Raw genomic sequence first — 12,941 nt, 5'->3', positions numbered from 1 at the left:
GATGCCCGGCATCCGCCCCGCTCGTCGTCAACCGTTGACCTGTGCCCAGCCGGCGTCGAGCTCGGACGCCAGGCCCTTGTCGTCGATCTCGCCGCCGAGGAACTTCTGGAACGCGGGGGTCGCGACCGTGTCCTTCCAGCGGACGAAGCCGTTCGCCTGCAGGAACACCGGCCCCTGCAGACCCTCCGCCGACTTCACGATCTCGGGCCAGCCGTTCTGATCGGCCGTCTGCGTCGCGAGCGCCTCGCGCGCCGACACCGTGGTCGGGATGAGTCCGTCGGCGACGTTCATCTTCACGAGGTTGTCGGTCTCCATGAAGTAGTCGAGGAACTTCGCTGCCTGCTTCTGGTGCGGCGAGTCGATGTTGATCGAGAGCGTCTGCGGGTTGGCCGCCTGGACGGCCCCCTCGGACCCGGCGAGCGGAGGCAGCACGATCCAGTCCATGTCGGCCGGAGCGTCCGTGGCGATGTTGGCGACCTGGTACGACCCCTGCACGGTCATCGCCGCCTTGCCGGCGTAGAACGTCGCGAGCACGTCGGAGCCCGACTGGGTGACGCCGATCGGGTCGACGGAGCCGGCCTCGATCATGTCGCGCACGCGGTTCGGGACCTCGAGGTCGGCGTCCTTGACGGCGACCTTCATGTCCTCCCCCTTGCCGGTGAAGTACTCCGAGCCGAAGCCCATGCCGAGGCTCATGAACGCGGCCGTCGGGCTCTTCAGGCCCCACGTGATGCCGTGCACGTCGCCGGAGGTGGTGGCCGCGGCGATGTCGGCCAGCTCGTCCCACGACATCGAGTCGCCGGTCGGGATCTCGACGCCCGCCGCCTCGAGCAGCTTTTTGTTGGCGAACACGACGTAGGTCTGCAGCTCCGTGGGGGCGCCGATGATCTGGTCGTCGACCGTGACCGACTCCAGCACGCCGGGGTCGATGTCGTCGATGGTCTTCTTGCTCAGCAGATCGCTCAGGTCGGCGACGTAGCCGTCTCGGGCGAAGGGCACGATGCCGAGGACCTCGTAGTGGATGATGTCGGGGGCGACGCCGCCGGCGAACTGCGTGGTCAGCTTGTCGTCGAGGCTGTCGGTCGGGGCCTGCACGATCTCGACCTGGATGTCGGGGTTGTCCTCGTTCCAGGCGTCGACGATCTCCTTCGTCGCCTGGATCGCGGCGGGCTGGTCGGAGAACGACTGGAACGTGATCGAGACCGGCTTGCCGTCGCCGGAGTCGTCGGGCGTCTCCCCTCCCCCCGGGGAGCACGACGCCAGGGTCAGGGCCGTGACGGCCGCTGCGGCGAGCGCGATGGATGCGCGATGAAGCTTCTTCACTTCATACCTCTTTCTCTGTGTGTTCGGGAACTGCGTGGAGACTGCGGGTTCTAGCCCTTGACCGCGCCGGACAGCAGACCGGTGGCCAGGCGCTTCTGGAGCAGGGTGAAGAACACGATGCTGGGGATGCTGGAGAGCAGGGCGCCTGCGGCGAGGGGCCCGACCGCGACCTTGCCCTCACCGCCGACGAACGTGGACAGCGCGATCGGCAGCGTGTAGTTCTCGGGCGACTGCAGGAGCACCAGCGCGAAGAAGAACTCGTTGTACGCCGACACGAAGCTGAACATCGCCGTCGCGACGAGCCCCGGCATGAGCAGCGGGAAGACGACCCGCTGGAGGGTGCGGAACTTGTTGGCGCCGTCGATCGCGGCGGCCTCCTCGACGTCGTAGGGGATCGCCGCCACGTAGCCCTGCAGCATCCACAGGGAGAAGGGCAGCGTGTAGACGGAGTACACCGCGACGAGACCGAGCAGCGAGTCGACCAGGCCGAGCGACCGCAGGATGAAGAACAGCGGGATGACGATGAGGATGACCGGGAAGATCTGGCTCACCAGGATGTATCCGACGCCGATCGAGCGGAGCTTGCCCTGGTACCTGGCCATCACGTAGGCGCCGGGTATCGAGAGCAGGGTCACGATGATCGTCGTCGCGACCGCCACCAGGAGGCTGTTGCCCGCCGCGCGGACGAGCCCCTGGCGTTCGAGCGCCACCATGAAGTTGTCGATCGTCGGCTGCAGCGGGAACAGGTTCACGGCGAGGGAGTTGATCTCCGCCGAGGACTTGAACGCGGTCGAGATCAGCCACAGCAGCGGGAAGCCGAGGAAGACGAGGAATCCGGCGAGCGCGAGGTACTGCAGGATGCGCACGAGCGGCTTCTTCGCGCGCCGGTCGGCCCGACGCCGCTGCGTCTTCGTCGCGTTCTGGGTGACCATGCTCCTGGTCGCGGTCGTGTCGCTCATCGCGCGCTCCTCTCAGGACGGAACTGGCGCCACAGGGCGATCACCAGGATCACGATGAGGAAGAGGACGATCACGTCGCCCATCGCCGCGGCCCCACCGGTGTTGCGGGTCTTGAACGCCTCGAGGTAGGTGAACAGCATCGGCAGCATGGTCCGGCCGCCGGGGCCGCCCTCGGTCATCACGTAGACGATGCCGAAGGAGTTGAAGTTCCAGATGAAGCTCAGGCTGGCGATCGAGAAGATCACGGGGCGCAGAGCGGGGAGCGTGACGTTGACGAATCGCCGCCAGGTGCCGGCGCCGTCCACCGCCGCGGCCTCGAGCAGCTCGCTCGGAACCTGCTGCAGACCGGCGAGCAGCACGACCGTGTTCTGCGGCATCCCGACCCAGACCCCCACGAGGATCACGGCGGGGAGGGCGAGTCCGAAGTCGCCGAGCCAGTTGATGTTCGTCGGCCCTCCGAGGGACTCGATGAGCCAGTTCAGCGGACCGTTGGTCGGCGAGTAGATCATCTGCCACATCACCGCCACCACCACGGGCGGCATGGCCCACGGGATCAGCGCCAGCACGCGGGTGATGCCGCGGAAGCGCAGGTCGGTGTTCAGCAGCAGCGCGAGGCACAGACCGCCGATCAGCTGCAGCGCGGTCACCGTCACGGCCCAGATCATGCCGATGCCGAACGACTGCCAGAACTGCGTGTCGGACCCGAGCTTGATGAAGTTCTCGAAGCCGATGAACTGCGTCTCGTGGTTGCGGGCGAGACGCGAGTCGGTGAAGGCCGTCGCGACGCCGATGACGAGCGGGACGACGCTGAGGGCGAGGATAGGGATCAGCGTGGGGATGACGAGGCCGATCGCCTCGTTGCGCCGTGAGCGAGCCAGTCCGCCTGTGCGCGGAGCGGGCGAGGCGGCGGGCCGCCGGATGCCGGAGTCGACGCTCATGCTGCTTCTCCGATCGTCGACGCCCTGATGACGAGGGTCGCCTCGACGGTCTCCCGCCGCGGCGGGCGGGACGGATCGGCGAACCTCTCGCTGAGCATCCGCGCCGCGATCCTCCCTCGACGCTCGGACTGCAGCGACACGGAGGTGAGCGGCGGGCTGTAGAGGGCGGCGAGCTCGGTGTCGTCGATGCCGGTGACGGCGAGATCCTCGGGGACGCGCAGCCCGCGGCGCCGGGCGGCGCTGATGGCGCCGATCGCGATGAGGTCGTTCGCGCACACGATCGCGTCGACGGGGATGCCGTCGTCGAGCGTCGCGGCAAGCAGCCGCTCAGCCGCCTCGACGCCCGCCCCCACCGTGAAGTCGCCGGCGGTGATCTGCAGCGCATCGGCGCGGTGGAGCGCGTGCCGCTCGACGGCGGCGGTGAAGCCCGCGCGACGGGCCGCACCGGGGTTGGTGTTGCCCGGCCCGTTGATGACGGCGATGTGCGTGCGGCCGATCTCGACGAGGTGGTCGACGACCATGCCGACGGCGACCGAGGAGTCGACGAAGACGTTGTCGATGCCGAGGTCGGAGTGCAGGGTGCCGATCACGACGACCGGCACGACGGTGTCGGCGATGGCCTGGCGCAGCGCGGGGGTCACGCGCAGCGGCGAGATGATGAGTCCGTCGCCCGCTCCCATGCTCAGCATCCGGACGAGCTCGACGGTCTGATCAGGGCGCCGGCCGGTGGACGAGACGCTGATGCGGGTGGTCTCCCCCAGCTCGGCCTCGATCGCGCGCAGCATCTGCACGTAGTTCGGGTTGCCGATGTCGTCGACCGCGAACACGACCTGACGGTGACCGCCGAGGCGCAGCGATCGCGCGGTGGCGTCGGGCAGGTAGCCGATGCGCTTCGCCGCCGTGCGGACCTTGCGGACCATCTCGGGGCTCGCCGAGCGGCCGGTGAGAGCGCGAGACGCCGAGGCCAGCGAGACGCCGGCCGCGGCCGCGACCTCGTGCAGAGTCGGCTTCGTCCCCATGATGCTCCTCTTCGAGTGGAAACGTTTCCAGCATCCGATCATGGAAACGTTTCCAAATCGGCGCTGGTCGGGCTCCAGGGAATCTAGGGGTGTCGGATGCCGGTGTCAAGGGGGGTTTCCCGGGCACAGCTTCAGATCCGAGGTCCCCCCCTCCCCGGGCACAGCTTCGGTTCCGGGGTCCTCCCTCCCCGGTCACAGCTTCGGGGTGAAGACTCCGACACCCCGACGATGGATGCCGTGAGCCCGCGTGTCGCGTCCGCACTCCGAAGCTGTGCCCACGCACCCCGAAGCCCCACTCCGAAGCTGTGCCCACGCACCCCGGAGCCGCACTCCGAAGCTGTGCCTGTCGGGTCGGGATCGAGAACGATGTGCCGGATCAGCCCACGAGGCTGCGGATGCGTTCGGCGCGTGCTCGCATGGCGGGGTCGACCATCTCCCCCGATGCCAGGGTTGCGACGCCCCCCGCGGCGAGCGCGGCGAGAACCTCCTCGGCCCAGGCGACCTCCGCGGGCGTCGGGGAGAACACCGCCGCGATCACCGGGAGCTGCGACGGGTGCACCGCCATCCGACCGAAGAGACCGAGATCCGCCGCGCGGCGGGTGTCGGCGTCGAGGCCTTCCAGGTCGCGGATCGCCGGGAAGACGGATGCCATGGGAGCCGGAAGGCCGGCGGCCCGCGCCGCGAACAGCACCGTGAGGCGCGCGTGCTCGAGCATCCGCTCCCCTCCCCCGACATCGCTGCGCAGGTCGCTCTCGCCGAGTGCCAGCGCGGACACGGCGGGATGCTGCGCGATCTCCGTCGCGTCCACCACCCCGCGCGCGGATTCGAGCAACGCGATCAGCGGCCGCCCGGGCGCGACCGACGCCACCCGATCGACATCGGCAGCGCTCTCGACCTTCGGGAGTCGGATGCCGATCCCCTCGGGAAGTGCGGACACGACGCGGAGATCGTCCTCATCCCCGGCGTTCACGCGCACCTGCACCGCGACCGACGGCGCATCCGCGGCGCCGGTCGCCGCGGAGCCCGCCGCGTGGCGACCCCCGCGAAGCCACTCCACGACCGCGTCCCGAGCCAGAACCTTGCGATCCGGCGCGACAGCGTCTTCGAGGTCGAAGACGACGAGGTCGGCTCCGCTTCCCTCGGCTGACGCGAAGCGGTCGGGGCGGTCCCCCGGCACGTAAAGACCCGTCCGGTAGAGGTCCATCACACCGCACCCGCCTCGCGCAGCGCCGTGATGTCGGCATCCGAGAACCCGGCCTCACCCAGCACCTCGTCAGTGTCGGCGCCGTGCGGGCGCCCTGCCCACCGGATCGATCCCGGGGTGCGCGACATCCGGAACAGCACGTTCTGCATCGCGATGTCGCCGAGCTCCTCGTCCGGCACTCTCACGACCGTCCCCAACGCCCGGTACTGCGGGTCGTCGACGACTCCCCTGACGTCGTAGACCGGGGCGACGGCGGCCGATGCCGCCTCGAACGCCGCGACCACCTCGGCGGCGTCGTGCGCGCCGATCCACGACTGCACCGCGTCGTCGAGCTCGTCGGCATGCCGTGCGCGCTCGTGGCCTGAGGCGAACCAGTCCTCGTCGATGAGCTCCGCTCGGCCGACGATCCGCATCACCCTCTCCGCGATCGACTGCGAGCTGGTCGACACCGCGAGCCAGACGTCGTCGCGCGAGCGGTACACGTTGCGGGGCGCGTTGTTCACCGACCTGTTGCCCGTGCGGGGCTGCACGAGACCGAGCTGGTCCCACGCCGTGATCTGCCCGCCGAGCAGCATCAGGATCGGCTCGATGATCGCCATGTCGACGACCTGCCCCCGCCCGTCGCGCTCGGCGCCGCGCAGCGCGGCCATGACCGCGTACGACGTCGCCAGCGCCGCGATGCCGTCGGCGAGGCCGAACGGCGGCAGCGTGGGAGGCCCGTCCGGATCCCCGGTGAGGGCGGCGAACCCGCTCATCGCCTCGGCCAGACTCCCGAACCCCGGCCGCGAGGAGTACGGGCCGAACTGGCCGAAGGCCGTGACCCTGGCCAGGACCAGGCGCGGGTTCGCCTCGTGCAGACGCTCGGGCGAGAGCCCCCAGCGCTCCAGCGTCCCCGGCCGGAAGTTCTCGATCATCACGTCGGCGTCGGCGACGAGGCGAAGGAGCACGTCGGCTCCGGCATCCGTGCTCAGGTCGATCGTGACCGTGCGCTTGTTGCGCCCGAGCGTCTTCCACCAGAGGTTCACGCCGTCCTTCTGCGGCCCGTGGCCGCGTGAGGCGTCCGGCCTCGTCGGATGCTCGACCTTGATCACGTCGGCGCCGAAGTCACCGAGGAAGGTCGCCGCCAGCGGCCCCGCGAACAGCGTGGACACGTCAAGGACGCGCACCCCCTGCAGCGGCGGCGGTGGAACAGTTCTCAGATCTTCCTGGTCCGGCACCGAGACATGATAGCCACAGGCCCCTATCGATGCTGCCTCCGAGTTGCGAGTCTTGAGAGCTTCCGCGCCCGACCGGACGCCCGCGTCTCGCCGAAGCCCGACAGGCCCGGATCCGCGCGACGGAGCTAGGCTCGCGGCCCTCCGTCGAGATCTCTCCACCCCTTGTAGGCACGCCAGATCCCGACCAGGCCGCTGCCCAGCAGCATGATGCCGACGCCCAGTGCCACGACCACCTCGATGGGTTGGTCCCCTTTGCGCGTCGTCGGGACACCGTCGCGCACATCAAGCCACAGCCCGATCGCGATCAAGGCCGCGCCGATGACGAGCATCAGCAGGTACACCCAGCCTGGTGTGCGCTTCTCCCTTGCGCTCATGGGACCTTTCTCAGAAGTCGTACACATCGCGCCGGTGCGCGACCCTGACCACGGTCACGAGCACCTGGTCATCGATCACCTCGTAGAGGACGCGATAGTCACCGATCCGCACCCGCCACGCGTTGTCGTAGCCGGAGAGTTTGCGGACACCGTGGGGACGGGGTTCATGCTCGAGTTCGGCGACGCCGGCAAGGATCCGTCGACGGATCTGAGTGTCGAGCTTGCGGATTTCCTTGGCGGCCGCAGCAGTGAACTCGACCCGATAGGCCGTCACGCGACTTCGTCGCGCAGCTCATCGAGAGACACGCGCTGCCCGTCGTCCACTGCCCTCGCGGCTGCGAACTCGGCAGCATCGCGCGCGGCTTCGAGTTCTTCGAGCAGCTCCAGGTCATCCACACTGATCACCACGGCGGTCAGCTTGCCATGACGGGTGACGCCGACGCGCTCGGAACCATAGGCGACACCTCCGAGGACATCGGCCAGACCGTCGCGAAGATCCTTCGAAGCAATGCTGCGGCTGATCGTGTTCATGCACACATTCTATCACTTATGTACATAAGTGATAGAAGATACAAAAGAGATCAGCCCAGGACCGGCGGCACCTCGGACCACAGGATGCGGTCGTCTGTCGAGGGGGCCTCCGGAATACGCCCTGCACCGTCCGGCTCCGGGATCGCGGCGAGCAGCGCCTGGGTGTACGGATGCTGCGGGTCCGACCACACGCGGTCCGTGGGGCCCGACTCCATCACGCGGCCGGAGTAGAGCACGAACGTCCGGTCGGCGATGCGGCGCACCACGGCGAGGTCGTGCGAGATGAACAGCATCCCGGCCCCCGCCTCGGCGACGAGGTCGCGCATGAGACCGGCGACGCTGGTCTGCGTCGAGGCGTCCAGCGCGGAGATCGGCTCATCGGCCACGAGCAGCGACGGCCGCGCGGCGAGCGCCCGCGCGATGGCGATGCGCTGCTTCTGGCCCCCGGAGAACTGATGCGGGAAGCGCGAGGTGACCGTGGTGGGGAGGCCGACCTTCTCCAGCCACTCCTCGACCCTCGACCCCTCGGCTCCCCGCGCCTTGGCGGTCGCGATGCCGTCGGCGATCTGATCGCCGATGCGGCGCCGCGGGTTCAGCGAGGTGGACGGATCCTGGAACACCATCTGGATGCCGGTGAGCGCGGTCGATCGGCGGCGAATCCCGAGCGGGGTCACCGGAGCGTCACGGAACCGCACGGTCCCCGCGGCGAGCTTCTCGATGCCCACGGCCGCGCGGGCCAGGCTCGACTTTCCGCTGCCGGACTCGCCGACCAGCGCGACGGTCTCGCCGGGGGCGACGCTCAGCGAGACGCCGTTGACGGCGATCACCGGCGGGGTGCCGGGGTACCGCACCACCACATCGCGGGCATCGAGGACAGCAACCTCACTCATTCGTCGCCTCCTCCTCGCGCGGTGTCTCCACCGCGACCTCCTGGTGCTCGGCATCCGCCTCGGCGATCTTCGAACCGGGCAGCGCGGCGAGCAGCGTGCGGGTGTACTCGTGCTGCGGCGAGAGGAAGAGCGTCTCGCGGTCGGCCCGCTCCACGATCTCGCCGTTCTTCATGACCGCGACGTCGTCGGCGATGGCGCTCATCACGCCGAGGTCGTGCGTGACGAGGAGCACGGCCAGGTTGCGCTCGATCGCGAGGTCGCGCAGCAGCCTCAGGATGCCGGCCTGCACCGTGACGTCGAGTGCGGTCGTCGGCTCGTCGGCCAGCAGCACCTCGGGGTCGCACGCGAGCGCGCAGGCGATCGCGATGCGCTGACGCTGTCCACCGGAGAACTGATGCGGGTAGCGCTTCAGCGCCTCGGCCGGGTTCGGCACCTGCACGATCTCGAGCAGCTCGATCGCCCTGGCCTTCGCTGCATCCTTCTTGAGGTTCAGGTGCACGCGCATGTGGTCGGTGAGCTGGCGACCCACCGGCAGCTGCGGATGCAGGGACGCCGAGGGGTCCTGGAACACCATCGCGACCCTCTTGCCGCGGACCCGGTTGAGCTGGCGCCGTCGCATGCCGATGAGCTCGTCGCCCGAGAGGGTGATCGAGCCGCCCGTGCGGGCCTGCCGCGGCAGGAGTCCGAGCACGGCCAGCGAGGTCAGCGTCTTGCCCGAACCCGACTCTCCGGCCAGACCCTGGATGCGCCCCGCCTCGAGGTCGAGGGAGATGCCGCGCACCAGCGGACGGCCGATGTCGATCGTGAGGTCGCGGATGCTGAGCGCGGTCATGCCGTCACCACCTTCGCGTCGGCCTTGTGCTCGGCCTGCTTCTCGTGCGCCATCTCGGCGGTCGGGTCGAGCACGTCGCGCATCGCGTCGCCGAGGAAGTTGAACGCCAGCACCACCGTGAGGATCGCGAGACCCGGGAACACCCCGAGCCACCACGCGTCGAAGTTCTGCATCGCCGCGGAGATCATCGACCCCCACTCCGGGGTCGGCGGCTGAGCGCCGAGACCGAGGAAGGAGAGCCCGGAGAGCAGCAGGATCGCCGCGCCGATGTCGAGCGTCGCGAGCACGAGCATGGGGCCCGCGATGTTCGGCAGGATGTCGACGAACAGGGTGCGCAGCGGCGAGTGGCCGAGCAGGCGCCCGGCGATCACGTAGTTCTGCCCGCGGAGACCCAGCACGATGCTGCGGGTGACGCGCGAGTACTGCGGCCACGACACCACGATCGCCGCTATCACCGCGTTGAACAGGGACGGGCCGAGGGATGCGGCGACCACCATCGCGAGGATCACCGTCGGGAACGCCATGAACAGGTCGGTGATGCGCATCAGCGTCTCGTCGACCCAGCCGCCGAAGTAGCCGGCGACGGCGCCGATCACGGTGCCGATGATCATGGCCGCGATCACGAGCATGAGCGCGAGCGGAAGGCTCACGGTCGCGCCCGTCATCAGACGGGAGAAGATGTCACGGCCGTTGCCGTCGGTGCCGAGGAGCGTGTCGATGCCCGGCGGCTGCAGTCGGGGGAGCTTCTGCGCGTTCGGGTCGAACGGCACCCACCACTGCGCCGTGAAGGCGATGATCACCCAGGCCAGTGCGATGACCGTGCCGATCACGCCGAGCGGCGTGCGCCAGGCGCGCGGCCAGCGGAACCGGAACCGCCACCGCCCGCCGGCCTCTTCGATGCGGCTCATGCGATCCTCACTCTCGGGTCCAGGACGCCGTAGAGCAGGTCGACGACGAAGTTGATGAGGAGGTAGATGAGGCCGACGACCAGACCGACGCCCATGATGCCGGGGAGGTCGAGGTTGGCGGCCGAGTTGTAGGCGTAGGTGCCGAGGCCCGGCCACGCGAACACCGACTCGACGAGCACGGTGCCCGACAGCAGCGAGCCGAACGCGACGCCCACGACCGTGAGGATGGGGAGGGATGCTCCGCGCAGCACGTAGTCGAGGATCACACGCATCGCGGGCAGACCCTTGGCTCTCGCCGCGCGCACGTAGTCGCTGCCCAGCACCTCCAGCACCGAGGTGCGGATGAACCTGGTGAGCAGTCCGATCGTCACGAGCGAGAGCACGAGGATCGGAAGCGCCAGGTGCGCCAGCGCGTCGAAGTAGCCGACGCCGTCGCCGTTCAGCAGGAAATCGATCGTGTACATGCCGGTGATCTTCGGCGGCGGCAGGATCGACGGCGAGATGCGCCCGGAGCCGGGAGCGATGTGCAGCTGCAGGAAGAACACGTAGAAGCTGACCAGCGCGAGCCAGAACGTCGGAACGCTGAGCCCCACCAGGGTGACCACGCGGATCACCTGGTCGGTGACGAGCCCACGGCGGTACGCGGCGAGCGTGCCGAGCACGATGCTCACCGCGAGGCTGAGGATGATGGCGCCGATCGCGATCTCGATGGTCGCGGGCACCGCGGTGGCGAGGTCGCTGGTGACCGGGCGTCCGGTCACCAGCGACGTGCCGAGGTCTCCGCGGAGGAGGTTCCCCATGTAGATGAAGTACTGCACGATCAGCGGCTGATCGAGCCCGTGCGCCTGGATGAACGCCTCTCGCGTCGCCGGGTTCTGCGACGCGCCCTCACCCAGCGCGGCCGACACGGGGTCGCCCGGCACCAGGTTCGTGAGCGCGAAGGTCACGATCGTGACTCCCACCAGCAGGAGCAGGGAGGTCCCGATCCGGCGCAGCAGGTAGCCGATCAGCGGAGACCTGCGCCGCTGCGCCTGTCTCTGCACCGCCACTGTCGTCATGAGCGCCTCAGCCCGCGGGAGTGATCTCGGCGATGTCCATCTCCCACACGGAGTTGTACACGGCGCCGGTGACGGCATCCGCCGTGGCGATGTTGCGACCGGGGACGATCAGCGGCACGAACGGGCCCTCCTCCTGCATCGCCTCGGCGAACGAGGTGAACGCGGCGGAACGGGTGTCGGCATCCGTGGCGCTGGCCGCACCGGCGGCGATGCCCGCGATCTCCGGGTTCGCGTCGGCCGCCCAGCCGGCGCGCAGGCCGACCTTCAGACCGGGTGCGAAGGGGAGGAAGTTCGCGGAGTCCGCGTAGTCGGGACCCCAGAACCACAGGCCGAAGCCCTCGGTGCCGTTGACGTACGCGTCGAGCTCGGTCGCGAAGGGCTGCGGGGCGAGCTCCACGGTGATGCCGGCATCCGCCAGCTGCGACTGGATGCGCTCGGCGAGCGGGGTGAACTCCACGCCGCCGACCGGGTAGTCGTTCGGGAACTGCAGCTTGAGCGTCTGACCCGTGTAGCCGGCTGCGGCGAGCGCGGCGTCGGCCTTCGCCTTGTCGGGCTTCACACCCGTCTTGAGCGCGCCCTCGAATCCGGGCGGGATGACGCCGGTGGCCTGCACCGCTCCGGCGCCGGCGAGCTCCAGCAGAGCGTCGTAGTCGAGGGAGTACCGGATCGCCTCGGCGATCTTGACGTTCGCGAGGTCGCCCGCGACGGCCTGCGACTGGTTCAGCAGCAGGAAGATCGTCTGACCGGACGGGACCGACTCGACCTTCAGGCTGTCGCCGAGACCGGCGACCTGGTCGCCGTTGAGGTCCATCGCGACCATCGAGTCGCCGCCCTTGAGGTTCGCGAGCTGCGTCGCGCTCTCGGAGACGTTGCGCACGACGACGCGGTCGTAGCCGGCCTTCTCGTCGCCGTTGTACTTGTCGTTCTTCTTCAGCACGACCTGCGAGGAGAGGTCGAGGGTGTCGAGGACGAAGGGACCGGAGCCCGCCGATGCGCCGTCGAGGAACTTCTGCGCGCTGTCGGAGCCGTCGGTCGAGCCGCCGTTCTCGATGACGACGTCGGAGTTCACGATGCCCAGGGCCGGGTTCGCGAGGATCGCGGGGAGCTGGAGCAGCGGCGTCTCGGAGGTGATCGTGACGGTCTTGTCGTCGACCTCCGCGATGGTGAGCCCGCCGAGCAGGAAGTTGGGCTTGGCGTCGGCCATGCCCTGGATGCGCTGCAGCGAGAACACGACGTCCTTGGCCTCGATCGGCGTGCCGTCGGAGAAGACGCGGTCGCCCTCGAGCGTGAACGTGAACTCGGTGGCGGTGTCGTTCTGCTCCCACGACGCGAGACCGGGGATCGGCGTCGAGACGTCGGATCCCTTGAAGTCGACCAGCGTCTCGTAGAGCGCCTTCGCGATCATGTTGCCGGTGGGGTCGTAGGTGTGACCGGGGTCGCCCGTCTCGATCGAGAAGGCGGTGTCGATGACGAGCGAGTCGCCACCGGCGGAGTTGCCGCCGCCGTTGGCGGAGTTGCCGCCGGAGCATCCGGCGAGGGCGAGGAGCGCGACGGCTCCCAGAGCGATGAGTGAGGTGCTGCGACGCGACACCATGGTGACCTCCAAGGGCGAGGAGTACATTTCGGGTAGGACGCCCGATATGGACGACCGTGTTCAGATTCCCATGATGTGCGACGATCTGTCTATC

At 69.0% G+C, this 12,941-nt stretch carries 14 protein-coding genes; all 14 read right to left on the bottom strand.

The genetic code is table 11. The features are described 5' to 3' along the window. Positions 1–27 precede the first annotated feature (27 nt). On the bottom strand, positions 28–1,323 hold the full coding sequence (locus MRBLWH10_RS17070) for a sugar ABC transporter substrate-binding protein (protein ID WP_341940836.1): 1,296 nt from the start codon (positions 1,321–1,323) through the stop codon (positions 28–30). Between the two features lie 50 nt (positions 1,324–1,373). Continuing rightward, a complete protein-coding gene (locus MRBLWH10_RS17065; RefSeq protein WP_341940835.1) occupies positions 1,374–2,282 on the bottom strand; it encodes a carbohydrate ABC transporter permease in 909 nt (302 codons plus the stop codon). After that, complete coding sequence (locus tag MRBLWH10_RS17060) at positions 2,279–3,220, bottom strand: sugar ABC transporter permease (protein WP_341940834.1); 942 nt, start codon at positions 3,218–3,220, stop codon at positions 2,279–2,281. The genes MRBLWH10_RS17065 and MRBLWH10_RS17060 overlap by 4 nt, the downstream gene beginning before the upstream one ends. Beyond that, positions 3,217–4,239 carry a LacI family DNA-binding transcriptional regulator gene (locus MRBLWH10_RS17055; RefSeq protein ID WP_341940833.1) on the bottom strand — a complete coding sequence of 341 codons (1,023 nt, stop codon included), beginning with the start codon at positions 4,237–4,239 and terminating at the stop codon, positions 3,217–3,219. Before MRBLWH10_RS17055 ends, MRBLWH10_RS17060 begins: the two co-directional genes overlap by 4 nt. Positions 4,240–4,615: 376 nt before the next feature. Beyond that, positions 4,616–5,443, bottom strand: a complete 828-nt coding sequence (locus tag MRBLWH10_RS17050; protein WP_341940832.1) for a CoA ester lyase — start codon at positions 5,441–5,443, stop codon at positions 4,616–4,618. Then, positions 5,443–6,609, bottom strand: coding sequence for a CoA transferase (locus tag MRBLWH10_RS17045; protein WP_341940831.1), 1,167 nt, complete (start codon positions 6,607–6,609; stop codon positions 5,443–5,445). The genes MRBLWH10_RS17050 and MRBLWH10_RS17045 overlap by 1 nt, the downstream gene beginning before the upstream one ends. Before the next feature lie 176 nt (positions 6,610–6,785). Beyond that, a complete protein-coding gene (locus tag MRBLWH10_RS17040; protein WP_341940830.1) occupies positions 6,786–7,034 on the bottom strand; it encodes a hypothetical protein in 249 nt (82 codons plus the stop codon). Positions 7,035–7,044: 10 nt separating this feature from the next. Continuing rightward, the gene (locus tag MRBLWH10_RS17035; RefSeq protein ID WP_341940829.1) at positions 7,045–7,308 is read right to left on the bottom strand and encodes a type II toxin-antitoxin system RelE/ParE family toxin; all 264 of its coding nucleotides are present in this window, start codon (positions 7,306–7,308) and stop codon (positions 7,045–7,047) included. Then, on the bottom strand, positions 7,305–7,565 hold the full coding sequence (locus MRBLWH10_RS17030) for a type II toxin-antitoxin system prevent-host-death family antitoxin (RefSeq protein ID WP_341940828.1): 261 nt from the start codon (positions 7,563–7,565) through the stop codon (positions 7,305–7,307). Before MRBLWH10_RS17030 ends, MRBLWH10_RS17035 begins: the two co-directional genes overlap by 4 nt. 50 nt (positions 7,566–7,615) lie before the next feature. After that, a complete protein-coding gene (locus MRBLWH10_RS17025; protein ID WP_105676752.1) occupies positions 7,616–8,455 on the bottom strand; it encodes an ATP-binding cassette domain-containing protein in 840 nt (279 codons plus the stop codon). Then, on the bottom strand, positions 8,448–9,287 hold the full coding sequence (locus MRBLWH10_RS17020) for an ABC transporter ATP-binding protein (RefSeq protein WP_341940827.1): 840 nt from the start codon (positions 9,285–9,287) through the stop codon (positions 8,448–8,450). Before MRBLWH10_RS17020 ends, MRBLWH10_RS17025 begins: the two co-directional genes overlap by 8 nt. After that, on the bottom strand, positions 9,284–10,195 hold the full coding sequence (locus MRBLWH10_RS17015) for an ABC transporter permease (RefSeq protein WP_105676750.1): 912 nt from the start codon (positions 10,193–10,195) through the stop codon (positions 9,284–9,286). Before MRBLWH10_RS17015 ends, MRBLWH10_RS17020 begins: the two co-directional genes overlap by 4 nt. Then, on the bottom strand, positions 10,192–11,253 hold the full coding sequence (locus MRBLWH10_RS17010; RefSeq protein ID WP_105676749.1) for an ABC transporter permease: 1,062 nt from the start codon (positions 11,251–11,253) through the stop codon (positions 10,192–10,194). The genes MRBLWH10_RS17015 and MRBLWH10_RS17010 overlap by 4 nt, the downstream gene beginning before the upstream one ends. A 7-nt stretch (positions 11,254–11,260) precedes the next feature. Continuing rightward, positions 11,261–12,847: an ABC transporter substrate-binding protein gene (locus tag MRBLWH10_RS17005; protein ID WP_105676747.1), complete on the bottom strand. Its 1,587-nt coding sequence runs from the start codon at positions 12,845–12,847 to the stop codon at positions 11,261–11,263. Positions 12,848–12,941 lie beyond the last annotated feature (94 nt).

This window comes from Microbacterium sp. LWH10-1.2, from assembly GCF_038397765.1.
In the GTDB taxonomy this organism is placed as follows: Bacteria; Actinomycetota; Actinomycetes; order Actinomycetales; family Microbacteriaceae; genus Microbacterium; species Microbacterium natoriense.
Note: the sequence above shows the minus strand (reverse complement) of the source record. Positions and strands in the feature narration are given on the sequence as shown.

What these genes read in the sequence shown, in the direction of transcription:
- MRBLWH10_RS17005 (WP_105676747.1), bottom strand. Translation starts at nt 12,847, where the DNA reads ATGGTGTCGCGTCGCAGCACCTCACTCATCGCTCTGGGAGCCGTCGCG.
- MRBLWH10_RS17040 (WP_341940830.1), bottom strand. Translation starts at nt 7,034, where the DNA reads ATGAGCGCAAGGGAGAAGCGCACACCAGGCTGGGTGTACCTGCTGATG.
- MRBLWH10_RS17015 (WP_105676750.1), bottom strand. Translation starts at nt 10,195, where the DNA reads ATGAGCCGCATCGAAGAGGCCGGCGGGCGGTGGCGGTTCCGGTTCCGC.
- MRBLWH10_RS17060 (WP_341940834.1), bottom strand. Translation starts at nt 3,220, where the DNA reads ATGAGCGTCGACTCCGGCATCCGGCGGCCCGCCGCCTCGCCCGCTCCG.
- MRBLWH10_RS17050 (WP_341940832.1), bottom strand. Translation starts at nt 5,443, where the DNA reads ATGGACCTCTACCGGACGGGTCTTTACGTGCCGGGGGACCGCCCCGAC.
- MRBLWH10_RS17055 (WP_341940833.1), bottom strand. Translation starts at nt 4,239, where the DNA reads ATGGGGACGAAGCCGACTCTGCACGAGGTCGCGGCCGCGGCCGGCGTC.
- MRBLWH10_RS17030 (WP_341940828.1), bottom strand. Translation starts at nt 7,565, where the DNA reads ATGAACACGATCAGCCGCAGCATTGCTTCGAAGGATCTTCGCGACGGT.
- MRBLWH10_RS17025 (WP_105676752.1), bottom strand. Translation starts at nt 8,455, where the DNA reads ATGAGTGAGGTTGCTGTCCTCGATGCCCGCGATGTGGTGGTGCGGTAC.
- MRBLWH10_RS17065 (WP_341940835.1), bottom strand. Translation starts at nt 2,282, where the DNA reads ATGAGCGACACGACCGCGACCAGGAGCATGGTCACCCAGAACGCGACG.
- MRBLWH10_RS17010 (WP_105676749.1), bottom strand. Translation starts at nt 11,253, where the DNA reads ATGACGACAGTGGCGGTGCAGAGACAGGCGCAGCGGCGCAGGTCTCCG.
- MRBLWH10_RS17020 (WP_341940827.1), bottom strand. Translation starts at nt 9,287, where the DNA reads ATGACCGCGCTCAGCATCCGCGACCTCACGATCGACATCGGCCGTCCG.